The sequence below is a fragment of the Phenylobacterium sp. genome (assembly GCF_037138395.1).
Classification (GTDB): Bacteria; Pseudomonadota; Alphaproteobacteria; order Caulobacterales; family Caulobacteraceae; genus Phenylobacterium.
On record NZ_JBAXIM010000031.1, the window covers coordinates 1 to 21,449 of the forward strand.

At 67.9% G+C, this 21,449-nt stretch carries 21 protein-coding genes and 1 pseudogene; 16 read left to right on the forward strand and 6 right to left on the reverse strand.

Annotated elements, in window-relative coordinates:
• Positions 1-1,133, forward strand: a 1,133-nt coding sequence (locus tag WCJ52_RS03925) for a dihydrolipoyl dehydrogenase (RefSeq protein ID WP_336901996.1), incomplete at its 5' end; no start/stop codon positions are given.
• Between the two features lie 27 nt (positions 1,134-1,160).
• On the opposite strand, the gene WCJ52_RS03930 is transcribed toward WCJ52_RS03925, so the two are convergent.
• Complete coding sequence (locus WCJ52_RS03930; protein ID WP_336901997.1) at positions 1,161-2,435, reverse strand: cytochrome P450; 1,275 nt, start codon at positions 2,433-2,435, stop codon at positions 1,161-1,163.
• A gap of 224 nt (positions 2,436-2,659) precedes the next feature.
• On the opposite strand from WCJ52_RS03930, the pseudogene WCJ52_RS03935 reads away from it, so the two are divergent.
• Positions 2,660-2,809 (forward strand): annotated as a pseudogene (locus WCJ52_RS03935) (dihydrolipoyl dehydrogenase); the annotation flags it as partial.
• A 40-nt stretch (positions 2,810-2,849) separates the two neighbouring features.
• On the forward strand, positions 2,850-3,263 hold the full coding sequence (locus tag WCJ52_RS03940) for a DUF6010 family protein (RefSeq protein ID WP_336901998.1): 414 nt from the start codon (positions 2,850-2,852) through the stop codon (positions 3,261-3,263).
• A 169-nt stretch (positions 3,264-3,432) separates the two neighbouring features.
• Here WCJ52_RS03940 and WCJ52_RS03945 read toward each other — a convergent pair whose 3' ends face one another.
• The gene (locus tag WCJ52_RS03945) at positions 3,433-4,989 is read right to left on the reverse strand and encodes an AMP-binding protein (RefSeq protein ID WP_336901999.1); all 1,557 of its coding nucleotides are present in this window, start codon (positions 4,987-4,989) and stop codon (positions 3,433-3,435) included.
• A gap of 126 nt (positions 4,990-5,115) precedes the next feature.
• Here WCJ52_RS03945 and lipA point away from each other — a divergent pair, with 126 nt between their 5' ends.
• Together lipA and WCJ52_RS03955 are read left to right on the forward strand one after the other, a co-directional pair.
• Entirely contained in the window at positions 5,116-6,072 is a 957-nt protein-coding gene (gene lipA, locus WCJ52_RS03950; protein ID WP_336902000.1) for a lipoyl synthase, read from the forward strand.
• Positions 6,073-6,078: 6 nt separating this feature from the next.
• Positions 6,079-6,528, forward strand: coding sequence for a type II toxin-antitoxin system RatA family toxin (locus tag WCJ52_RS03955; protein ID WP_336902001.1), 450 nt, complete (start codon positions 6,079-6,081; stop codon positions 6,526-6,528).
• 121 nt (positions 6,529-6,649) lie between these two features.
• On the opposite strand, the gene WCJ52_RS03960 is transcribed toward WCJ52_RS03955, so the two are convergent.
• Both WCJ52_RS03960 and WCJ52_RS03965 read right to left on the reverse strand, forming a co-directional pair.
• Complete coding sequence (locus WCJ52_RS03960; RefSeq protein ID WP_336902002.1) at positions 6,650-7,144, reverse strand: CinA family protein; 495 nt, start codon at positions 7,142-7,144, stop codon at positions 6,650-6,652.
• 66 nt (positions 7,145-7,210) lie between these two features.
• A complete protein-coding gene (locus WCJ52_RS03965; RefSeq protein ID WP_336902003.1) occupies positions 7,211-8,368 on the reverse strand; it encodes a bifunctional 2-C-methyl-D-erythritol 4-phosphate cytidylyltransferase/2-C-methyl-D-erythritol 2,4-cyclodiphosphate synthase in 1,158 nt (385 codons plus the stop codon).
• Between the two features lie 109 nt (positions 8,369-8,477).
• Between WCJ52_RS03965 and dusB the strand changes: the two genes are divergently transcribed.
• The 8 genes from dusB to hflX all read left to right on the forward strand — a co-directional run bounded on the left by dusB (position 8,478) and on the right by hflX (position 18,160).
• Positions 8,478-9,479, forward strand: a complete 1,002-nt coding sequence (gene dusB / locus WCJ52_RS03970) for a tRNA dihydrouridine synthase DusB (protein WP_336902004.1) — start codon at positions 8,478-8,480, stop codon at positions 9,477-9,479.
• A complete protein-coding gene (locus tag WCJ52_RS03975; protein WP_336902005.1) occupies positions 9,476-10,570 on the forward strand; it encodes an ATP-binding protein in 1,095 nt (364 codons plus the stop codon). The genes dusB and WCJ52_RS03975 overlap by 4 nt, the downstream gene beginning before the upstream one ends.
• Positions 10,567-11,997 carry a sigma 54-interacting transcriptional regulator gene (locus tag WCJ52_RS03980; protein ID WP_336902006.1) on the forward strand — a complete coding sequence of 477 codons (1,431 nt, stop codon included), beginning with the start codon at positions 10,567-10,569 and terminating at the stop codon, positions 11,995-11,997. The genes WCJ52_RS03975 and WCJ52_RS03980 overlap by 4 nt, the downstream gene beginning before the upstream one ends.
• Before the next feature lie 82 nt (positions 11,998-12,079).
• Entirely contained in the window at positions 12,080-14,290 is a 2,211-nt protein-coding gene (locus WCJ52_RS03985; RefSeq protein WP_336902007.1) for a PAS domain-containing sensor histidine kinase, read from the forward strand.
• A complete protein-coding gene (locus WCJ52_RS03990) occupies positions 14,290-15,687 on the forward strand; it encodes a sigma-54 dependent transcriptional regulator (protein ID WP_336902008.1) in 1,398 nt (465 codons plus the stop codon). Before WCJ52_RS03985 ends, WCJ52_RS03990 begins: the two co-directional genes overlap by 1 nt.
• Positions 15,687-16,550 (forward strand): D-amino-acid transaminase, encoded by an 864-nt coding sequence (locus tag WCJ52_RS03995; protein WP_336902009.1) that lies wholly within the window; start codon positions 15,687-15,689, stop codon positions 16,548-16,550. Before WCJ52_RS03990 ends, WCJ52_RS03995 begins: the two co-directional genes overlap by 1 nt.
• Before the next feature lie 51 nt (positions 16,551-16,601).
• A complete protein-coding gene (gene hfq, locus WCJ52_RS04000) occupies positions 16,602-16,850 on the forward strand; it encodes an RNA chaperone Hfq (protein ID WP_336902010.1) in 249 nt (82 codons plus the stop codon).
• Complete coding sequence (hflX, locus tag WCJ52_RS04005) at positions 16,847-18,160, forward strand: GTPase HflX (protein WP_336902011.1); 1,314 nt, start codon at positions 16,847-16,849, stop codon at positions 18,158-18,160. The genes hfq and hflX overlap by 4 nt, the downstream gene beginning before the upstream one ends.
• A gap of 153 nt (positions 18,161-18,313) precedes the next feature.
• Here the strand turns inward: hflX and mazG are convergent, their stop codons facing one another.
• Positions 18,314-19,120 carry a nucleoside triphosphate pyrophosphohydrolase gene (gene mazG / locus WCJ52_RS04010; protein WP_336902012.1) on the reverse strand — a complete coding sequence of 269 codons (807 nt, stop codon included), beginning with the start codon at positions 19,118-19,120 and terminating at the stop codon, positions 18,314-18,316.
• A 102-nt stretch (positions 19,121-19,222) separates the two neighbouring features.
• Here mazG and WCJ52_RS04015 point away from each other — a divergent pair, with 102 nt between their 5' ends.
• Both WCJ52_RS04015 and WCJ52_RS04020 read left to right on the forward strand, forming a co-directional pair.
• A complete protein-coding gene (locus tag WCJ52_RS04015) occupies positions 19,223-19,399 on the forward strand; it encodes a YegP family protein (protein ID WP_336902013.1) in 177 nt (58 codons plus the stop codon).
• Positions 19,399-19,899, forward strand: coding sequence for a glutathione peroxidase (locus WCJ52_RS04020; protein WP_336902014.1), 501 nt, complete (start codon positions 19,399-19,401; stop codon positions 19,897-19,899). The genes WCJ52_RS04015 and WCJ52_RS04020 overlap by 1 nt, the downstream gene beginning before the upstream one ends.
• Here WCJ52_RS04020 and WCJ52_RS04025 read toward each other — a convergent pair.
• Positions 19,896-20,378 (reverse strand): copper chaperone PCu(A)C, encoded by a 483-nt coding sequence (locus tag WCJ52_RS04025; protein ID WP_336902015.1) that lies wholly within the window; start codon positions 20,376-20,378, stop codon positions 19,896-19,898. The two genes, WCJ52_RS04020 and WCJ52_RS04025, sit on opposite strands and share 4 nt — an antisense overlap.
• 79 nt (positions 20,379-20,457) lie before the next feature.
• Between WCJ52_RS04025 and WCJ52_RS04030 the strand changes: the two genes are divergently transcribed.
• The coding region (locus WCJ52_RS04030) for a hypothetical protein (protein WP_336902016.1) at positions 20,458-21,449 on the forward strand (992 nt) is incomplete at its 3' end.

The following is a 21,449-nucleotide window of genomic DNA, read 5'->3' on the forward strand; positions in this document are numbered from 1 at the left end:
GCCAGCTGAACGCCGGTGTCGCCTTCCTGATGAAGAAGAACAAGGTCACGGTCATTGAGGGCGAGGCGCGGCTGGAGCCGGGCACCCCGGCGCCGGTCGTCCGGGTGGCGCTGAAGGCCGGGGGCGAGCGGGTCCTGAAGGCTGCCAACGTCATCCTGGCCACGGGCGCCCGGGCGCGGATCCTGCCGGACGTGGGCCTGGCCCCCGACGGCGAGCGCGTCTGGTCCTATCGCGAGGCCATGGTGCCTGACCGGGTGCCGACCTCCCTCCTGGTCGTCGGCTCTGGCGCCATCGGGATCGAATTCTCCAGCTTCTACAGGGCCCTGGGCTCGGAAGTGACAGTGATCGAGGCCCTCCCGCGCATCCTGCCTGTGGAGGACGAGGAGGTCTCGGCGGCGGCGCAGAAGGCCTTCGAGGCCCGCGGGATCGCCTTCCGCACCGGGGCCTCGGTCCGCCGCCTGGCCCGCAGCGGCAAGGGTATTGAACTCACCGTCGAGGCGGGCGGCGCACCCGAGACCCTGAAGGCCGAGGTCGCCATCGTCGCCGTGGGCATTGTCGGCAACGTCGAGGGCCTGGGCCTCGAGGCCCTGGGCGTGAAGGTCGAGCGGACCCACGTGGTCACGGATCACTACGGCACCACCGGCGTTCCCGGGCTGTGGGCCATCGGCGACCTGGCGGGCCCACCCTGGCTGGCGCACAAGGCCAGCCACGAGGGCGTCCACTGCGTCGAGCACATCGCGGGCCAGAAGCCCCATGGCCTGACCGCGCCCATCCCCGGCTGCACCTACGCCTCACCCCAGATCGCCTCCGTGGGGCTGACGGAGGCCCAGGCGAAGGCCCAGGGCCTGGAGGTCAAGGTCGGCCGCTTTCCCTTACGTGCCAACGGCAAGGCCATCGCCGCGGGCCATACCGAAGGCTTCATCAAGACGGTCTTCGACGCCGCCACGGGCGCCCTGGTCGGCGCCCACATGATCGGGGCGGACGTGACCGAGATGATCCAGGGATACGCCCTGGCCATGACCCTGGAAGCCACCGAGGCCGACCTCTTCGCCACGGTCTTCCCCCACCCCACCATCAGCGAGGGCATGCACGAGGCGGCCCTGGACGCTTTTGGCCGGGCGCTGCACGTTTGAGTGGCGGGGACGCCCGAGGGCCCACCGTCATCTCACGCTTCGGACCGACATGGGCAAGCCCCCCGCAGGGCGCAGGGCGAGCCCGGCGACCGGCCGCACCCGATGTGGTGAGACGACGGTGAAGTCGATGGCCCGCACGAGGCTTGCCAAGACCGTCACCGCTTCCATCATCGCGAACGCGGCGCCGAGGCAGATGCGAGGACCGGCGCCAAAGGGCAGATAGGTGAAGCGATCGGGCTGTGGTGCCGACAGCGCAAACCGGGCGGGGTCGAAGGCGTCGGGGTTAGCCCAATGGCCTCGATGCCGATGTAGCGCGTAGACGGGGATTACGACGCGTGATCCGGCTTGTACCGGAAATCCCGCCAGTTCCGTTCGCTTTCGGCTCACCCGGGTGACCTGGAACGCCGGGGGATAGAGCCGCAAGGTCTCGCTGAGAACCTGGCGGGTAAACACCAATCGATCGACGTGAGTGGCGTCGATTGCGTTCGTTCCCGCGACTTCAGTCACCTCGTCCCGGATTCGCGCGGCGGTCGGGGGATGCATGGCGACCAGGTAGAGCGCCCAGGTCAGTGCCAGCGCAGTGGTTTCGTGGCCGGCCAGGATGAACCCGAGCAAGTTGTTGGCGAGCAGATCGTCATCCATCCCCTGGCCGGTTTCCGGGTCGCGAGCCTGGAGAAGGAGATCAACCAAGTCGGAGCGGCGGTCAGAGTTCCGGCGGCGGGAAACCATGCGTCTGATGTCGTCCAGCAAGGGCTGGCGGTGTGCCGAATAGGCGTCAGGTCGCGACGCATGATAGGCATCCGGCGCCAGGAAGTAGCTGACGCGCATCTTGCCGATGTCCGCGAAGAAGGATTTGATCCGGGACTGCATCGCGGCGCGGTCGAAGTCCTCACCACCTGACAGCATTGTGTCGAGGATGACGTCGAAGGTTAGCCTCGCCATCTCCGAAGGGATGTCGATCAGGTTCGTCTGTCCTGACCCGGTCCAGCTTTCCGCGGTTCTGTCGGCGACGCAGCTGACCAATGGGGCCAGCCCCGCCATCTCCACCGGACGAAAGGCTGGCGCCGTAGCCCGCCGTTGCCATCGCCAGTCTCGATCCTCAGCCGTGAAAAGACCTCTTCCCCAAGCAGGTCGCATCATGCGCTTGAGCAGATCACCCTGCGGAAAGTCTTGTGCGGCATCCAGCAGGACTGTCCGGATGGCCTGTGGCTCCACAATGAACAGGGGCGTTCCCGGAAACGCGCGGTAGGCATCCGCTTCGAACAAGGCTCGGGACCAGCCTTCGATCTGATTGAAGGGCATGCGCGCCGCCAGCAACCAAGATGGCGGATCTCTCTGGGGCGGAATGACGGCTGCGGGGATAAACGGCATTTCCGCGCGCGCAGGGCCGACCGCTGACATTTGAGAGGTTCCGAGGAAACCTAAGAGGAAACCAATGTACCCCCAAGGTCGACCATTACGAAAGCCATTGCTGTTCATGTGAGGCCTTGCGGCCATGCGTCCCGAACCGAGGGGGGATTAGGCCTGTCACCGAGATGATCCAGGGCTATGCCCTGGCCATGACCCTGGAAGCCACCGAGGCCGACCTCTTCGCCACGGTCTTCCCCCACCCCACCATCAGCGAGGGCATGCACGAGGCGGCCCTGGACGCTTTTGGCCGGGCCCTTCACACTTGACGGACGGTGCGCGGCGCGCTGGGCGGCGCAGGAGACGCGGATGATCTCAAGACTGGCATCAGGCCTCACCCGACACCCGGCCCTGGCGGGCGCGGGGCTCTCTCTCCTCAGCCTGCCGGTTCACCTGGTCCTCCCGGAAGCGGTTTCAATCCCGTTCGCCGCGGTCATCCTCGGCCTGGTGGCGGGCATCTACGTCGGCTTCGCGCTCCAGGACGGCAGGAGGCGCATCCTGGCGACGGAAGGGCTGGCGGCCGTCGCCTTCCTGGCGTTTGCGCTGGCGGGATTGACCTGGAGCCCCGGGTTCATCCCGGCGGCTTACGGGCTTCACGGGGTGTGGGATCTTCTCCACCATCGCCAGATCACCACGGCCATGCCGTCCTGGTACCCGCCCATGTGTGCGGTCTATGACTGGGTCTTCGCCGCCGGCCTTAGCGCCCTCTGGATCCTGCGTTGAACCTGCCGCGAGCGATGCCGCTGCGTAGGGCTGGCGGCCGTCTGTAGGGCCTGAGGCGGCGCTGGACGCCTTCGGGCCCGCGCTGCACGTCCAGTCGGCACCGCCGTAGACCCCCTCCGTCGCGCTGAGCGCGCCACCTCCCCCTGGGGGGCGGAATTGCGTGGTGGCTTCAGGAGGCCCGGCGGCCGTCTACCGCGGCGAGGCGCTGGATGGTGACGTAGTCGGTCTTGCCGGTTCCAAGGACGGGGATTTCGGCGATCATCATGATCTTGCGGGGTACGGCGATCTCAGGGGCGCCCAGGGACTGGGCATGTTCGATGATGGCCGTCGCGGCGGCGTCGGCGCGGTCGGTGACGAGGATCAGCCGCTCGCCCTTCTTGGGGTCGGGCACAGCGATGACGGCATGGCGGTTGTTGGGCCAGAGGGACAGGACCAGGTCCTCGGCGGCGGTCAGGGAGACCATTTCACCGCCAATCTTGGCGAAGCGTTTTACGCGACCCAGGATGGTGATCCAGTTGTCGTCGCTCAGGCTGACGATATCGCCCGTGTCGAGCCAGCCATCAACGGGCGCATCCAGTGTGCCGTCGGGACGCAGGTAGCCGGCCATGACGTTGGCCCCGCGCACCAGGAGCTTTCCGCCGCCCGAGATGCCCTCGACGGGCTCCAGTCGGGCCTCCATGCCCGGCATGAGCCCCCCACCCGTGCCGCGGCGATTGTCGCCCGGGTGGTTGATGGCGATGATGGGTCCCGCCTCGGTGGACCCATAGCCTTCGACGACCGGAACACCGCCAAAACGGTCCCGCATTAGGTTGTGAGTTTCTTCCCGAACCTTTTCAGCGCCGGCCACGATATACTTCAGGCCGGAAAGCTCATCGCTGTCACTGGCCCTGGCGTACTGGTTGATGAAGGTGTCGGTCGCCAGCAGGAGGGCGGCGCCGGTGTCCTTGATCAGGGCCGGGATCTGCTTGATGTGAAGGGGGGAGGGATATTCAAACACCTTCATCCCGGTCAGCAAGGGCAGGAGAATACCCCCGGTCAGCCCGAAGGAATGGAAGATCGGCAAGGGATTGAACATAACCCAGTCCGGATCCATGTCGATGAAGGTCGATACCTGGGCGACGTTGGCGACCAGGTTTTCCTGGCTCAGGACAACCGCCTTGGGCACACCGAAGCTGCCCGAGGTGAAGAGGATGACCCCGATGTCCGTCGGCTGGGCTGGGGTGGCGAAGTGCTGGGGCAGGGCACCGGCCGCCGCGGCGAACAGCTTGTCCAACAGTCCGACCTTTTCCCGGACGTCCTCCAGATAGGTGACGGTGGCGACGGTCTCGAGGGCGTCGACCAGGTCGTGCAGCTGGCCCTGTTCAATGAACTTGTTGGCGGTGAGGACGCGCTTGACGCCCGCCAGCTGGCAGGCGGCCTTGAGGTTGCGGATGCCCGATGTGAAGTTGAGCATGGTCGGGACGCGGCCGAAGGCGTGCAGGGCGAAGAAGGTCACCACCCCCGCCGAACTCGCCGGCAGCATGACCCCGACCCTTTCGCCTTTTTCCGTGACGGCGGCGATCCGGCGACCCAGGGCAAAGGCGGAGCGCAAAAGGTCAGTGTAGCTGAGCGGGTTGCGGTCCTGATCCTCCAGGATCAGCTTCTTCGGACCAAAGGTTGTCCTCGCCTCCACCAGGGCGCTGAATAGGGTTCCGCCGCCATAGAGGTGATCGCTCAGCCTGCCCATTCGCCGTCTCCCGCCTGTCCAGTTGAGGTCGAAGTTAGTCACGCCTCACGGGAATGAAAAGGCGCGTTACAGTCCGTGATGGCGAGGGGCGCTTGATCCGGATCGCCGAAGGGCTGATTTAGGGGCATGGCCACCGTGATCGATACCCGCCAGGGCCCACGGCCCCGGCACCCGGAAAAGCGCAACCGCCCGGACACACCTGTCCTGCGCAAGCCCGACTGGCTGAGGGTGCGTGCGCCCGGGTCGGAGGGCTATGCCGCCACCCGGGCCATTGTGAAGGCCCACGGCCTGGTGACCGTCTGCGAGGAGGCGGCCTGCCCCAATATCGGTGAGTGCTGGACCCAGTCCCACGCCACCATGATGATCATGGGCGAGGTCTGCACCCGGGCCTGCGCCTTCTGTAACGTGGCCACTGGCCGACCTGAACCCCTGGACGCGACGGAGCCCGCCCGCGTGGCTGACGCGGTGGCGAAGATGGGCTTGAAGCACGTGGTCATCACCTCGGTCGACCGGGACGACCTGGCCGACGGTGGTGCCGCACACTTCGCCGCCGTGGTCCGGGAAATCCGCGCCCGCGCCCCGGGGTCGACGGTGGAGATCCTGACGCCGGACTTCCTGCGCAAGCCGGTGGAGGCGGCCCTGGAGGTGATCGCTTCCCGTCCGGACGTCTTCAACCACAACCTGGAGACCGTGCCGCGCCTCTATCCCTCCATCCGGCCCGGTGCCCGGTACTATCACTCCCTGCGCCTGCTCGAGCGGGTGAAGGAGGCCGATCCCGAGGCCTTTACCAAGTCGGGCCTGATGGTGGGCCTGGGCGAGACCCGGGAGGAAGTGCTCCAGGTCATGGACGACATGCGCTCTGCGGGCATCGATTTCCTGACCCTTGGCCAATACCTGCAGCCGACACGCAAGCACGCGGCGGTGGAACGGTTTGTCCACCCTGATGAGTTCCGGGGCTACGAGGAGGCGGCGCGGGCCAAGGGCTTCCTGATGGTCTCAGCCAGCCCCCTGACCCGGTCCTCGCACCATGCGGGCGAGGACTTCGCGCGGCTCAAGGCGGCGCGGCGGGCCCGGGCGGGATAGGCAGACTTGCGCCACCGGATTTCCCGCCAGTCCCCCTTCGCGCCGGACGCCCTGTTCGGCCTGGTGGGCGATGTGGACCGCTATCCGGAGTTCGTGCCCTGGGTGCAGGCTCTGCGGACCTGGAACCTTAGAACCGAGGCTGACGGCTCCGACGGGGTGGACGCCGAGGTCCAGGTGGCCTTCGGACCCATGCGGGAGACCTTCTCGACCCGGGTGCAGCGCGACCCCGCGCTCAGGCGGATCGATGTGGACCTGATCTCGGGGCCCTTCCGCCGGCTTCGCAACCGCTGGGACTTCGTTCCCCAGGACGGCGGGACGCGGATCGACTTTGATATCGACTTCGAGTTCAGGAGCCGCCTGCTCCAGGGATTGCTGGCGGGGAATTTCGACCGTGCCGCGGGCCGGCTACTCACCTGCTTCGAAGACCGGGCCCGGGTCCTCTTCGCCCCCTTCTAATTCCTCCCCATCAGGGGGAGGTGGACCGCGTAGCGGGCCGGAGGGGGTCAGCTGAGGGGCCGTTGACCCCCTCAGTCGGCTTTGCCGACAGCTCCCCCTGGGGGGACCCAATGGGAGGGGCCTATCGGCTGATGTGCTCGCGCATGGCCTCGAGGGCGGACTGGACCGCGGCCAGCTGGATCTCGTCGCGGGTCTCGAACTGAAAGAATTCCTGCCGGTGATACAGGCCGTGGTTCGTCCGTGCCGTAGCGATATGGACGGTGCCCACCGGCTTCATGCGCGTGCCGCCGCCCGGTCCGGCGACGCCGGTGATGGCCACGGCGAGGTGGGCGTGGGAGTTCTCCAGGGCACCCTCGGCCATCATCCGGGCCACGGGCTCGGACACGGCGCCCAGGTCGGCGATGATCTCGCCGGCCACGCCCAGGAGCTCCTGCTTGGCGCGATTGTTGTAGACGACAAAGCCGCGCTCGAAGACGTCCGATGCGCCCGGGATGGAGCAGATCGCCGCCGCCACGAGGCCGCCCGTACAGCTTTCGGCAGTGACGATGCGGAGCTGCCGCTCGCGCGCCTCATCGATCAGCAGTCGGGCAAGGGTCACGATCTCGAGGGTAAACATCGCTCATCTCCGGGGCGGAAGCCTTGGCCGGACCTGACCACCGCCCGGGGGCGGCACGCAAGTCCCTCAGTTGGCGAAATCATCTGAAGGAAGTTCCACGACCGCTGCGGCTTGGGCCAGGAGCCCTTCGCCACGACCGGTGAAGCCCATGCCCTCCGTGGTCGTCGCCTTGATGCTGACCCGGCCCACCGGCGCGCTCAGGATACCCGCCACGGTCTGGCGCATGGCCTCGCGGTAGGGGGAGATCTTGGGGCGCTCGCAGATGAGGGTCAGGTCCACCGACAGGATGCGGCCGCCGCGGGCCGCTACCCGGGCGGCGGCGTGGGCGAGGAAGGTGGCGGAAGGCTCACCCTTCCAGCGCGCCTCCGTTGGCGGGAAATGCTGGCCAATGTCGCCCTCGCCGAGAGCCCCCAGCAGGGCGTCCGTCAGGGCGTGGAGGCCGGCGTCGGCGTCGGAATGGCCGATGAGGGCGGCGTCGTGGGGGATGCGGACCCCGCAGAGCCAGACCCCGTCACCGGGACCCCAGCGGTGGGCGTCGACGCCCTGACCCATGCGGATGTCGCGGGCGGGGCGGGCAAGGGACTCGGCCATATCAAAATCCTCCGGCCAGGTGAGCTTGAAGAGCCGGGGGTCTCCCGGGACCAGGGCGATGCGCGCGCCTGCGGCCTCCATCACCTCGGCTTCGTCGGTCGGCTCGGCGCCGGACCAGGCCTGGAAGGCCGCGAGCAGGCGGTCCCGGGGGAAGGCCTGGGGGGTCTGGGCGCGCCAGAGGCCTTCGCGGTCCACCGTGCCCTCCACGAGCCCGTGCCCCCGCTTCAGGGTATCGGCGACGGGGAGGGCGGCGATGGCCCCGTCGGCTCCGGTCAGGGCCTCGAGCACCCGGTGGATGACCTCGCGGGAAAGGAAGGGGCGGGCAGCGTCATGGACCAGGACGGGCTCCGAAGCCGGGCCGTCAATGGCTGCCAGGCCGGATCGGACCGACCCTGACCTCTGGACGCCACCGTCCGTGACCACCAGGCCAGGCAGGTCCGATAGCAGGTCTTTTGCCGCTTCCAGCCGGTCGGGGGTGACGACCACGACCAGGCGGCGTGCTCCAGACCTGGAAAGCGCTTCGGCTGACCACCTGAGGACTGGGCGTCCACCAAGTTCGCGCCAGGGCTTGGGCTGGCCAGGGCCCGCCCGGAGGCTGGCGCCCGCAGCGACGATGACGGCGGAAAAGGTCATGCTTGGGTGTTTAGGCGTCGCGGCCGGCCTGTCCAGTGGCGTGAGGCGCAAGGGGACTTTACCCGGGCCCCAAATTGCCTAAAAAGGAAGCGATGGTAGTGACTGTAAAATGAGCAATCAGGTTCGGATCGGCGGGGTCTCCATCGACGGAAGGGTCTGGATCGCCCCCATGACGGGGGTCTCGGACCTACCCTTCCGGCGTGCAGCCTCGCGCCTGGGCGCGCCCTATGTGGCGACGGAGATGGTGGCCTGTGCAGCCTTTGCCGCGGGTCGGCCCGATGTGGTCCGAAGGGCGGCGGTGGGCGAGGGCCTTCCCCGGATGGTCGTCCAGCTGGTCGGTCGTGCGCCCGAAGACATGGCCGCCGGCGCCCGCCTTGCAGCTGCGGCCGGAGCTGACGTCATTGACCTGAACTTTGGCTGCCCTGCGCGGGAGGTCACCGGCGGGGCCCTGGCCGGATCGGCCCTCATGCGGGAGCCGGACCTGCTGTTCCGGCTGATCGACGCCGTGGTGGAGGCCGTGGACACACCTGTCACCCTGAAGATGCGGCTGGGCTGGGACGACGCCTCGCGCAATGCGCCCGAGATCGCCGCCGGGGCCGAGGCCCGGGGGATCCGGGCGATCACCGTCCATGGCCGGACCCGCTGCCAGTTCTACAAGGGCGCGGCTGACTGGAGTGCGGTGGCCGCGGTGAAGTCCGAAGTCTCCGTCCCGGTGATCGTCAATGGTGACATCCGTAACGCCGCCGATGCCGCACGGGCGCTTAGGGAGTCTGGCGCGGATGCGGTGATGGTGGGCCGGGGCGTCTATGGACGGCCCTGGATCGCCCCCTGGATCGAGGGGGGGCTTGCCGGCGAGGCTCCCGAGGAGCCGGGGCGGGAGGCTCGACTGGGCGTGGTGCTTGAACACTTCGCCGAAAGCCTGGCCTTCTATGGGGATCGCAATGGCGTGCGGATCTTCCGCAAGCACCTTGCGGCCTATGTGGATGAGGCGGCGACCCCCACTGATCCGGTGGTGAGGCTTGAGGCCCGGCGCCGTCTTTGCCGGATGGACGATCCTCGGGAGATCGAGCGCGGCCTGACCGAGCTCTGGCGGATGGAGGCGCTGGCATGACCCCGGTTCCTGCTGGAGAGTCCGTGAGAGCAGCAGCCTTCGACCTGGCGCCGGAGCCGGCCCTGGTGGTTGGTGAAGACGGGCGGGTGCAGGCCGCCAATGAAGCGGCCGAGCGGCTCTTCGGGCAGTCCCTTGGCGTCATGACCCGCAACGGCCTCTCCGCAGCGGTCTCTCCGGACTCCCCGCTGATGGGCCTGGTGGACCGGGCGCGGAGTGAGGGCGGTCCCGTCCGCGAGCGGGGCTTCGAGGTCAGCCTGTTCGGTCAGTCGATGTTCCGGGCCGATGGATCGGCGGCACCCCTGGACGCAGGGTCCGTGCTGCTCACCCTGACGGTCCGGTCCGGTGCCCTGAGTGGCGAGCGGGGCGGCGTGGAGAGCGCGGGACTGAGAACCATCATCGGCCTCGGCCAGATGCTGGCCCATGAGATCAAGAACCCGCTCGCGGGCATCCGCGGCGCGGCCCAGCTTCTGAAGTCGGGAGTCCGGGCGGAGGACACGCCCCTGGCCCAGCTGATCGTCGACGAGGTGGACCGTGTGAAGCGCCTGGTGGACCGCATGGAGGCCTTCTCTGATGATGCAGCGCCGACCTGTCGCCCGACCAACATCCACCTCGTCCTCGACCGGGTCCGCACCCTGGCGGTCAATGGGGTGGCGGAGGGCCTGACTGTCGTCGAGGATTACGACCCCTCCCTGCCCATGACCCCCGCCGATGAAGACCAGCTGATTCAGGTCTTCCTGAACCTGGTGAAGAACGCTGCCGAAGCTGCCCATCGACGGGGGGACGGGCAGGGTGAGATCATCATCCGCACCGCCTTTCGGCATGGCGTGCGCATTCGCACCGGCGGGGCCAAGGGCCTTCGCAGTACGCCCCTTGAGGTGCGCATCATCGACAATGGCCCGGGGGTTCCGCCCGCCCTTCGCGACAGTCTGTTCCAGCCCTTCGTCACCGGCCGCAACGGCGGGGTCGGACTGGGGCTCGCCCTGGTCTCCAAGCTCGTCTCCGCCCACGGCGGGCTGATTGATTTCGAGTCCGAACCCGGAAGGACGGTCTTCCGGGTCCTCTTGCCCATCGTTTCGGAGGAGCCGGCATGAGCACCGCCGCCAACGCCGCTAAGAAGATCATCATCGCCGATGATGACAGCTCCATCCGCCTGGTGCTGAGCCAGGTTTTCACCCGGCTAGGCTACCAGGTCCGGGCGACGGGCAACGCCGCCACCCTGCTGAAATGGGTTTCGGAGGGCGAGGGTGACCTGGTCATCACGGACGTGATCATGCCCGACGAGAACGTGTTCGACGTTTTACCGCGGATCCGGAAGGTGCGTCCGCGCCTGCCGGTGATCGTGATGAGCGCCCAGAACACCCTGCTGACGGCGGTCAACGCCGCCGACGCAGGGGCGTTCGAATACATCTCCAAGCCCTTCGACCTTGAGGACATCACCGCCATCGCACGGCGGGCCCTGTCCCGGCCTGCGGATGCCGAGGCCTCCAGGGCCCAGGCCCGGGCTGCCCGGGACGAGCGACTTCCCCTGATCGGCCGCTCGGCACCCATGCAGGAGGTCTACCGTACCATCGCCCGACTGGTTGGCGCTGACCTGACGGTGCTGATCCTTGGCGAGAGCGGGACGGGCAAGGAGCTGGTGGCCCGGGCCCTTCACGACATGGGCCGACGCCGGGACGGTCGCTTCGTGGTCATCAACCTGGCCGCCGTCCCTCGGGAGCGGGTCGAGACTGAGCTGTTCGGCCGTAGTGACAACGACATCGGCAAGCTCGTGGAGGCCGACGGCGGCACCCTGTTCCTGGACGAGATCGGGGACATGCCCCTGGATGCCCAGACCCGCCTGCTGCGGGTGATCGACGGCTCGGAGACGGCGGTCAATCCCAGGACAGGCCGGCGGCCGAACATACGCATCATCGCCGCCACGAACCGGGACCTGCGGGCCCTGATCCAGCAGGGGCTGTTCCGCGAGGACCTCTATTTCCGGCTGAATGTCGCGCCGCTTCGCATTCCGCCCCTGAGGGACCGGACCGAGGACATTCCCGACCTCGCCCGTAGCTTCCTGCTGCGCGCCAACCGGGAGGGGCTGCCATCCAAGACCATCGATGCGGGTGCCCTGGATCGGCTGAAGGCCCACCCCTGGCCGGGCAATGTCCGCGAGCTTGAAAACCTGGTCCGGCGGGTCTGCGCCCTTTACGGGGAAGACATGATCACCGCGCGGATCATCGAGCTGGAACTTGCCGACCAGCAGGCGCCGATGAAGGGCCAGGAGGGCCCCGTGACGCTTTCCGGCCTGGTCGAGCGCTATCTCGCCAGCCACTTTGCCACCTTCCCCGACGGCCTGCCGCCTGCCGGTCTGCATGACCGCGTCCTTGAGGAGGTCGAGCGCCCGCTCATCGCCCTGACCCTCGCCGGTACCCGGGGCAATCAGGTGCGGGCGGCGGAGATTCTGGGCCTGAACCGCAACACCCTGCGCAAGAAGATCCAGGACCTTGGGGTGGAGATGAGCCGGGGACGGCGCTAGGTTCTCGCCGAAACTGACGCATTTAGGCAACGAACTGTTGATCTTAGGGCACAGTCGGCTCTAGCATCTGAGCATGTTGGGCTTGAGTCCGATCGTTGGGGTCGCTGGACGGCGACTGGACCGTCTCCGAGCCTTCGCAGGCTCGCAGGCGACTGCTGGCGGCGTATTCCTGGTAGCGGCGGCCCTGACCGGCATCGCCATTTTTCTGGCCGCCTCGCCGCCCCAGTCCGGACCCCTGGCCCCGGCGAGCCTGAACATCCTCTGGATCCTCGGGATCAACCTACTGCTGATCGTGTGGCTTCTGGTCGCCGCAGGCCGGACCGTCCTGGGGCTTCTGAGGGACAGGAAGACCGATCCCGGCGCCCGACTTCACCTGCGCTTCGTCACCCTGTTCGCAGCGGCGGCGACGGTTCCAGCCCTTGTGGTGGCCCTCTTCTACGGGGTGTTGGTGAACCGCGGCGTGGAGGATTGGTTCTCGACCCGTGTCCAGACCGTGGTGGAGAATTCCGCGACGGTCTTCCGCAGTTACCTGGAGGAGCAGAAGCGCTACGTCCGCGACCACGTGTCTCTGATGGCTGGCGACCTCAACGGCGCCGCCTCCGCACTGGCGGACTCGCCCGTTACCTTCGGCCTCTTCCTGGCCCAGCAGGCGGCAGACAATGACTTTCCCGCGGCCTACCTGATCGACCGTGAAGGGCGGGTCCTGGCCCGGGCGGAGACGGGGGGCGCGCCAGGTTTCCTGGCCCCTCCGGAGTCGGCCTTCCGGGCGGCGGACGAGGGGGACATCTTCGTCTCCTCCAACCTGACCCGGAGCCTGTTCCGGCTCAAAAGCTATCCCGACGCCTACCTCTATCTTGTCCGTCCGGTGGGCGAGGGGGTGGTGGAGAACCTGACCGAGGCCGAGCAGGCGCTGGTGTCCTACCGGGACGCCGCCCAGAGTCGCGCCCGCATCCAGCGCGCCTTCGCCCTGGCCTATACCGAGACGGCGCTCCTGATCCTGATCGGTGCGATCTGGCTTGGGACCGGTGCCGCGCGCTCGATCTCGGCGCCGGTGGGCCGGCTCGTACAAGCGGCGGAGCGCGTGGCCGGGGGGGATCTGACCGCCCGGGTGGACGCCGAGTCCGACCCCGAGGAGATCGCTGTGCTCTCCCGGGCCTTCAACGACATGACCCGCGACCTCGGCCAGCAGCAGGAGGCCCTGACCCGGGCCAGCGACGAGGCCAAGCGCCGACGGCAGTTCATCGAGACGGTCCTGTCCGAGGTTTCCGCCGGGGTCGTGGCGGCAGGCCCGGATGGGCAGATCTCCGTCGTGAACCGCCAGGCCGTGCGGCTCCTGCAACTGCCGGAGGATCCCGTCTTCGCCGCGCCCCTGAGGCTGGAGGACGCCGCGCCGGAAGCCGGAGAAATCCTCGCGGCAGCGCGGAAGGTGGGTCATGCCGAGGGCGAGATCGACGTCAGCCGCGGTCGGGAAACCCTGCGGCTCCGGGTCCGGGCGAGCCGGACGGGCGACGGCCTTGTCCTGACCTTCGATGACATCACCCGGCTGGTCTCGGCGCAGAGAAATGCCGCCTGGCGGGATGTGGCCCGACGGATCGCCCACGAGATCAAGAACCCCCTGACCCCGATCCAGCTGTCCGCGGAGCGCATCCGCCGCAAGTTCAGGAACACCATAGAGCCAGCGGACCTCGATACCTTCGATCGGTGCACGGAGACCATCGTCCGACAGGTCGGCGATATCGGCCGGATGGTCGACGAGTTCTCAGCCTTCGCCCGCATGCCGGCGCCCCAGCCCTCGGAACAGGATGCGGCGGAACTGTTGCGGGAGGCGGTCTTCGCGCGCCGGGTGGCGAACCCGGATATCGAATGGGTGATCGCAGAGCCCCTGCCGAGCGCTACCTTGACGGCAGATGGCCGGATGCTGGCCCAGGCCCTCGCCAATGTGCTCAAGAACGCCGCAGAAGCAGTGAGGACCCGGCTCGCAACCGCTCCGGATCCGCCCGGCCGGATCCTCGCCGACCTCCGCGTCGATGGAGCGGCCCTGGCCTTTGTCGTCGAGGACAACGGACCGGGGCTGCCTTCAAAGGACCGGGATCGGCTGACCGAACCCTATGTGACCACGCGGGAGAAGGGGACGGGCCTGGGCCTGGCCATCGTCAAGCGCGTGATGGAGGAGCATGGCGGGGAACTTGTCCTGTCGGACGCCGAAACCGGCTCCGGCGCCCGGATCCTTCTTCGCCTGCCGACCTCTGGCGTCGTTGCGACCCCAGAGCCTGCCAAACAGGAGAGTGTCTGATGGCGTCTGATGTGCTTGTCGTGGACGACGAAGCCGACATCCGGGACCTGGTTGCCGGGATCCTCACGGATGAAGGTTACGCCGTTCGGACGGCGAACGACTCCGAGTCCGCGCTGGCCGAGATTCGCGCCCGCAAACCTTCACTGCTGATCCTGGATATCTGGATGCAGGGCGGCGGCATGGACGGCCTGGAACTTCTGGACCTGGTCAAGGCGCTGGATGCCGACCTGCCAGTGGTCATGATTTCCGGCCACGGCAACATCGAGACCGCGGTGAGCGCGATCAAGCGTGGTGCCTACGAGTTTCTCGAGAAGCCCTTCAAGTCGGACCGCCTCCTGCTGGTCGTGGAGCGGGCCCTCGAGGCCTCTGAGCTGCGGCGGGAGAACCGGCGGCTGCGGGCGCGGGCCGTCACCCCGGACGGTCTCATCGGCCGTTCGCCCGCGATCCAGCAGCTACGTGGCCTCATCTCCAAGCTGGCTGCCGCCAACAGCCGGGTGCTGATCTCGGGTCCGGCGGGTTCTGGCAAGGAAACCGTCGCCCGGATGATTCATGCCGCCAGCCCCCGGGCGCGGGGCGAGTTCATGGCGATCAGTGCTGCTGGCATGACCCCGGAAAGGGTCGATATCGAGCTCTTCGGTGAGGAGGGCGACGCGGGCCGGCCCGCCAAGATCGGCGTGTTCGAGCGCGCTCACGGCGGCACCCTCTACCTCGATGAGGTTGCGGACATGCCCCGCGAGACGCAGAGCCGGATCCTTCGCGTACTGGTCGAGCAGAGGTTCCGGCGCGTGGGCGGGGATACCGATGTGCAGGTGGATGTCCGGGTGGTGTCCTCGACCTGCCGCGACCTGCGGGTCGAGATCGCCGATGGACGGTTCCGGGAGGACCTCTTCCACCGTCTGAACGTCGTGCCTCTGCATGTTCCCGGCTTGGCGGAGCGGCGGGAGGACATTCCGGAACTGGTGGAGTTCTTCGTCCAGCGGATATCGGAGGGTGCCGGCCTGGCGAGGCGGAAGTTATCCGATGACGCCCTTGTGGCCCTGCAGGTCCGCACTTGGCCTGGAAATCTCAGCCAGCTTCGCAACCAGATCGAGCGTGTGCTCATCCTGGCTTCCGGCGACCCTGCCGAGCCGATCACCGCCGATATGATCCCGCCTGAGCAGGAGATGAGGGCGGACACGGGCTCCGGGCTTGCTGCGGAACGGATCATCGCCCTGCCGCTGAGGGAGGCGCGCGAGGTCTTCGAGCGCGACTACCTGTACGCCCAGATGCTGAGGTTCTCGGGTAATATCTCCCGGACCGCCGCCTTCATCGGCATGGAGCGGTCCGCCCTGCACCGGAAACTTAAGTCTCTTGGCCTCTCAGGAGGACGGAGCGTCACAGAAGGGGGAGTGGGGTGATGGGGCGCATTGCCTATGTCAACGGGGCCTACGTCCGGCACGCGGACGCCGCCGTCCACATCGAGGACCGGGGCTATCAACTAGCCGACGCCATCTATGAGGTCTGGTCGATGTCGGACGGTCGGCTCTGTGACCCCGAGGGCCACTTCGCCCGGCTCGAAAGAAGCCTGGGCGAGTTGTCCATCGACATGCCGATGAGCAGGGCGGCCCTGACCACCGTGCTTCGTGAGACCGTCCGCCGGAACCACATCCGGGAGGGACTGGTCTATCTGCAGGTCAGCCGGGGCGTGGCCCCGAGGGACCATGCCTTTCCCGCCCAGCCCGTGCCCCCCGCCGTCGTCGTGACGGTAAAGCGCGTCGATCCGGACGCTGCCGAGGCCCGGGCCGCGGCCGGCGTCGGCGTGATCACCACACCGGAGAACCGCTGGGGCCGGTGCGACATCAAGACGGTCGGCCTTCTGCCCAACGTCCTCGCCAAGCAGGCCGCGCGGGCCGCTGGCGCCGGCGAGGCCTGGTTTATCGACGCTGAGGGAAAAGTCACCGAGGGGGCCTCGTCGAACGCCTGGATCGTCACCGCCGAGGGCGTGCTGGTGACCCGGGACACCTCGGCCAACATCCTCCGGGGAGTCACCCGGGCCACCCTGCTGGAGGTCGCCCGGAGCGAGAATATCCGGATCGAGGAACGCGCCTTCAGCCTCGAGGAGGCCCTGTCCGCCCGGGAAGCCTTTTTCACGGGCGCCGGAGCCCTGCTCATGCCTGTTGTCGCCATTGACGGCCGGCAGATCGGGACGGGGCACCCTGGACCCGTAGCAACCCGGCTTCGCAGCCTCTATATTGCATCGGCCAGGGCTGCGGCGATCTAGCGGCTGTCGGCGGGATGCGGAGTCCCGCCCAACACAAGAGAGCGAAAAGCCATGTCCGGCGATAAAAAGCAGAACCTGCAGGACACCTTTCTAAACAGTGTCCGCAAGACCAAAACACCCCTGACCATCTTCCTGGTCAACGGGGTCAAGCTGCAAGGCGTTGTCAGCTGGTTTGACAATTTCTGCGTCCTCCTGCGCCGGGACGGCCAGGCCCAGCTTGTCTACAAGCACGCCATCTCCACCATCATGCCCGCACAGCCTGTCCAGCTTTACGAGCCCTCCGAAGACGAAATCGATTGACCGGTCACAGCGTCAGCCGTGAGGCGCCCATACAGGGCGCGGTGGTCATCCATCCCGAGCGGGACGGAAGGGTCTCCGGGCGTAGTCCCGAGGCGCGTCTTGAGGAAGCCGAAGGGCTGGCGAGGGCGCTTGACCTCGAGATCCGCGACAGCCTGCTCGTCCACCTTCGTAAGCGCACGCCAGCGACGCTGTTCGGATCCGGGAAGGTCGAGGAAATCGCGGCCCTCTGCGAGTCCCTGGATGCCGACGTGGCCGTCATCGACGACAGCCTGACCCCCGTCCAGCAACGCAATCTGGAGAAGGCCTGGAAGGTCAAGGTGATCGACCGGACCGGCCTGATCCTGGAGATCTTCGCCCGCCGGGCCCGGACCCGGGAGGGACGCCTCCAGGTCGAGCTGGCGCGGCTCTCCTACGAGCGTTCCCGCCTGGTGCGGACCTGGACCCACCTCGAACGCCAGAGGGGCGGCTTTGGCGTCATGGGCGGACCGGGTGAGACCCAGATCGAAACGGACCGCCGGCTCATCGCTGACAAGATCGGGAAACTGAAACGCGAGCTGGGCGAGGTGCGCCGGACGCGAAACCTCCAGCGCGCCGCTCGCCAAAGGGCACCGGCACCTTCCGTCGCCCTCGTCGGCTATACCAATGCCGGCAAGTCGACCCTGTTCAACCGGCTGACGGATGCCGGGGTGGTGGCGAAGGACATGCTCTTCGCGACCCTGGATCCGACCCTTCGGACCCTGCCGCTTCCCGGTGGGCGTCCGGTGGTGCTCTCCGACACCGTGGGCTTCATCTCAGACCTGCCCCACGAGTTGGTGGAAGCCTTCCGGGCGACCCTCGAGGAGGTCAGCGAGGCCGACATCATCCTGCATGTGCGAGACATCTCCAGCCCTGACAGCAACGCCGAAGCGGCGGATGTGCGGGAAGTCCTGGGTCGCCTGGACGTCGAGATGGACGCCCGCCGGGTGATCGAGGTGTGGAACAAGGCCGACCGCCTGGATCCGGAGGACCGGGAGGAACTCGCCGCCGATGTCCTGCGCGCCCGTCCCCCCGCTGTGCTCGTATCCTCCCTGTCGGGTGAGGGGTGCGAGGCCTTGCTGGGCCGGATCGCCGGCCTGATCGACGAGGCGCCGCCCATGGCGGTCCGGGCGGAAGCCGGGCAGGGGGATCTTGTCGCCTGGCTCTATCGCCACGGCCGGGTGATTGCGCGCCGGGACCAGGATGACGGCGCGGTGAACCTCGAGGTCAGCCTGTCAGACCAGGCCCAGGGCCAGCTGGAAACGCTTTTTCCCGGCGCCGCCGTCCTGGCCTGACCTGCGCCTTTCCGGGTGAAGCGGAGTGAGGGTGCGGCTGAAACGCCGTTGACCCCCTCCGGCCCGCTGCGCGGTCCACCTCCCCCTGGGGGGAGGAATGAGGCGGTAATTGCTCCCCCCAGGGGGAGCTCCCGGCAAAGCCGGGTGAGGGGGTCAAGGGCGGCGGGTCTTGTCCTGGGCGCGGGCTTCGTTCCAGAGGGCGTCCATCTCCGCGAGGTCGGACCCATGCGGTATCCGTCCGTCCTCGGCAAGGCGGGCCTCGATGTGGCGGAAACGGCGGATGAACTTGGCATTGGCCTCGCGCAGGGCGTCCTCGGGGTCGATGTCCAGGTCCCGGGCCAGGTTGGCCATGACGAAGAGGACGTCGCCCAGTTCCTCACGCAGGGCCGCCCGGTCACCGGACGCCACCTCGGCCCGCAGTTCGGCCAGTTCCTCCTCCAGCTTGTCGAGTACCGCTTCGGTATTCGGCCACACAAAGCCCACGCCGGCGGCGCGCTTCGAGAGCTTGACCGCCCGGGTGAGGCCGGGGAGGGCGGCGGGGATGTCGTCGAGCAGGCCCGCCTGCGGCGCGCGCGCGGCCCGCTCCGCCGCCTTGACCACTTCCCAGGCCTGCACCTGCTCGCCACTGGTCCTCTGGCCCGCTTCGCCGAAGATGTGCGGGTGCCGGCGGATCATCTTGTCGATGATCGCCCGGGCAACGTCGTCGAAGGCAAAGGCACCGGCCTCCTCGGCCATCCGGGAATGGAAGACGACCTGGAAGAGGAGGTCCCCTAATTCATCCCTCAGGTCTTCAAGGTTCCCGCGCTGGATGGCGTCTGCGACCTCATAGGCCTCTTCCACGGTGTAGGGCGCTATGGTCTCGAAGGTCTGCTCCAGGTCCCAGGCGCAGCCGGCCTCCCGGTCCCGGAGCTGGGCCATGATGGCGAGAAGCTGGCGGATCGGGGAGGGGGACTCTGGCATGACGGGGGGCTCCAGGGTGCGATCTGACGGCGGCGATCTTGACCTTGCAGGATCGGCGGGAAAAAAGGAGACGACGACAACCTCAGTTCCCGGAGACAGTCGATGGCTCACAAGTTCGAGATCTACAAGGACGAGGCGGGCGAGTACCGCGTTCGGTTCAGCTACAACAGCGAGATCATGTTCTCGACCGAGGGCTACACCTCCAAGGCCAGCGCCCAGAACGCGATCGACTCGATCAAGAAGAATGGCCCCGACGCGCCTGTCGAAGACAACGCCTGATGACCGCGACCCTGTCCCAGGCCACAGATTTTACGGTGCAGGCGGCGGATGGATCCGCCGTTCCGCTCTCCCAGTGGGCGGGGCAGGTGATCCTGGCCGTGAACACGGCGTCCAAGTGCGGCTTCACGCCCCAGTACGAGGGTCTGGAGGCCCTCTGGCGACGCTACCAGGACAAGGGCCTGGTGATCCTGGGCTTTCCCTGCAACCAGTTTGCTAACCAGGAACCCGGAGACGCGGCTGAGATCGCCAGCTTCTGCGCCCTGACCTACGACGTGACCTTTCCGGTCCTCGCGCGGATTGAGGTCAACGGCCCCGGTGCCGACCCCCTCTATACCTGGATGACCGACGCCCGCCGCGGCCTGCTCGGGACCCGGGCTGTGAAGTGGAACTTCACCAAGTTCCTGATCGGCCGGGACGGGAAGGTGATCCGCCGCTACGGCCCGGGCGTGAAGCCCGAGGCGCTGCAGGCCGACATCGAAGAGGCCTTGGCCGGGGGCTAGTGCTTGTGGCCCTCGGGCATGGCCGCGGGGGCTGAGGCGGGGCTGGACTCCGCGGCCAACTGCACGACGACCTTGCCAGCCTTTGCGAAGGTGAGGGTCAGGGGGATCCGGTCACCTTCCACGAAGGCCTTGTTGGGGCCCATCAGCATCAGGTGAAGTCCGCCGGGCGCTAGCCGGACCGTGCCGCCGGGAGGAATTTCCACGCCTTCCGGCAAGGCCTTCATCCGCATGACGCCGCCGTCCATCGCGGACTGGTGAAGCTCGACCCGCGTAGCGTTGGGGGAGGCGGCTGAAACCAGGCGGTCCGCGGTCTTGCCCGTATTGGTGACCTCAAAATAGCCGGCGGCGACGGGGGCGCCCGCGACGGTCGGGCGGGTCCAGGGATGGGCGATGCGAAGGTCGCCAGCCGAATACTCATGGGCGTGGGCGGCCCCGGCAACGGCCAGGCCCAGAACGGCGGCGAAGAGAAGGCTGCGCATGTCGAACTCCAGTTGCCCTTATGGCGCTTGCAGGGGTAGGGGGCGCAGGGTGCAGGGGTCAAGTCCCGGAGAGATACGCATGTTCCGCCGAAGTGAAACCACCCGGATCCTAGGTCTGGTCATCGCTGGCCTTTCCGCCGCGATCCTCATCGCCGCCGCGGCTCCCGCCCGTCCTCCTGCTGCGACCCCCAAAGCGCCCTCAGCCGATGCCGCGCCCTGCGAGGCCGTCGCCGCCCGGGCCCGGGAACTGGGCGATGCGCGCTGGTCCGCCGAGGGGACGGCCGCCGTCGAGGCGCTGGTGGACATTGTTCCGGAAGCGCCAGCCTCCGCGATCCCTGAGGCGCAGGTCGCAGGAGACCCTGCGGTCCGCGAGGCCCTCGGCCTGGGTCGTCGGGACACACCGGTGGAGGTGCGGCGCCTTCCCGGTTCTGAGGTCTACGAGGTCAGCCATGTGTCAGGCTCCGCAGCCTGCCAGAGCCTGGTCTTCGCCCGCAGGACGCCCGGTAAACCTGTTGCGATCCTTCCCGGCCCCACCCTGCAGGGCGAGATGTGCAGTGGCGGCTACGCCCATGTGGGCAAGGCGGGGGGGCGGCCCGCCCTGATCCAGATCGAGCGCTCTGCCGCCTCGCCGGGTGAGGCCGCGGCCTCCCGCAAGCCCCTGGTGGAGATCCGCGTCACGCCCTGGACGGGCGCGGCTTGGGGTCGCACCTGCAAGGTGGGCCTGGCCTTCCGCGCCGAGCGGAAGCTGGCGGACCGGCTGTGCGCCCGCGCCGGGGACTGCAAGGCCTTCGAGCCCACGGCAGGAAGCCTGGCTTCGGCCTTCAATCGGACCAAGGCCCAGGACGCCCTCAAGGGTCGGGCCGCCACGCCGGTCCGCTATTTCCCGGAGGGGCCGACCAAGGGCTCCGAGGCAGCTGTGGCCCAGGTGAAGGGCTACATGGCCAAGGCCCAGAGGCCCCTGCCTCTGTTTGGCGCCACGCCGACAACAAGCGTCATGCCGGGGTATTCCGAGGACGAGCTCGACTTCGTGCCGGTCCGGATTGACGGCCGAGCCTATGTCGCCACCGTCGG

What these genes read in the sequence shown, in the direction of transcription:
- WCJ52_RS03930 (WP_336901997.1), bottom strand. Translation starts at nt 2,435, where the DNA reads ATGCCCTTCAATCAGATCGAAGGCTGGTCCCGAGCCTTGTTCGAAGCG.
- WCJ52_RS03940 (WP_336901998.1), top strand. Translation starts at nt 2,850, where the DNA reads ATGATCTCAAGACTGGCATCAGGCCTCACCCGACACCCGGCCCTGGCG.
- WCJ52_RS03945 (WP_336901999.1), bottom strand. Translation starts at nt 4,989, where the DNA reads ATGGGCAGGCTGAGCGATCACCTCTATGGCGGCGGAACCCTATTCAGC.
- lipA (WP_336902000.1), top strand. Translation starts at nt 5,116, where the DNA reads ATGGCCACCGTGATCGATACCCGCCAGGGCCCACGGCCCCGGCACCCG.
- WCJ52_RS03960 (WP_336902002.1), bottom strand. Translation starts at nt 7,144, where the DNA reads ATGTTTACCCTCGAGATCGTGACCCTTGCCCGACTGCTGATCGATGAG.
- WCJ52_RS03965 (WP_336902003.1), bottom strand. Translation starts at nt 8,368, where the DNA reads ATGACCTTTTCCGCCGTCATCGTCGCTGCGGGCGCCAGCCTCCGGGCG.
- dusB (WP_336902004.1), top strand. Translation starts at nt 8,478, where the DNA reads ATGAGCAATCAGGTTCGGATCGGCGGGGTCTCCATCGACGGAAGGGTC.
- WCJ52_RS03975 (WP_336902005.1), top strand. Translation starts at nt 9,476, where the DNA reads ATGACCCCGGTTCCTGCTGGAGAGTCCGTGAGAGCAGCAGCCTTCGAC.
- WCJ52_RS03980 (WP_336902006.1), top strand. Translation starts at nt 10,567, where the DNA reads ATGAGCACCGCCGCCAACGCCGCTAAGAAGATCATCATCGCCGATGAT.
- WCJ52_RS03990 (WP_336902008.1), top strand. Translation starts at nt 14,290, where the DNA reads ATGGCGTCTGATGTGCTTGTCGTGGACGACGAAGCCGACATCCGGGAC.
- WCJ52_RS03995 (WP_336902009.1), top strand. Translation starts at nt 15,687, where the DNA reads ATGGGGCGCATTGCCTATGTCAACGGGGCCTACGTCCGGCACGCGGAC.
- hfq (WP_336902010.1), top strand. Translation starts at nt 16,602, where the DNA reads ATGTCCGGCGATAAAAAGCAGAACCTGCAGGACACCTTTCTAAACAGT.
- mazG (WP_336902012.1), bottom strand. Translation starts at nt 19,120, where the DNA reads ATGCCAGAGTCCCCCTCCCCGATCCGCCAGCTTCTCGCCATCATGGCC.
- WCJ52_RS04015 (WP_336902013.1), top strand. Translation starts at nt 19,223, where the DNA reads ATGGCTCACAAGTTCGAGATCTACAAGGACGAGGCGGGCGAGTACCGC.
- WCJ52_RS04020 (WP_336902014.1), top strand. Translation starts at nt 19,399, where the DNA reads ATGACCGCGACCCTGTCCCAGGCCACAGATTTTACGGTGCAGGCGGCG.
- WCJ52_RS04025 (WP_336902015.1), bottom strand. Translation starts at nt 20,378, where the DNA reads ATGCGCAGCCTTCTCTTCGCCGCCGTTCTGGGCCTGGCCGTTGCCGGG.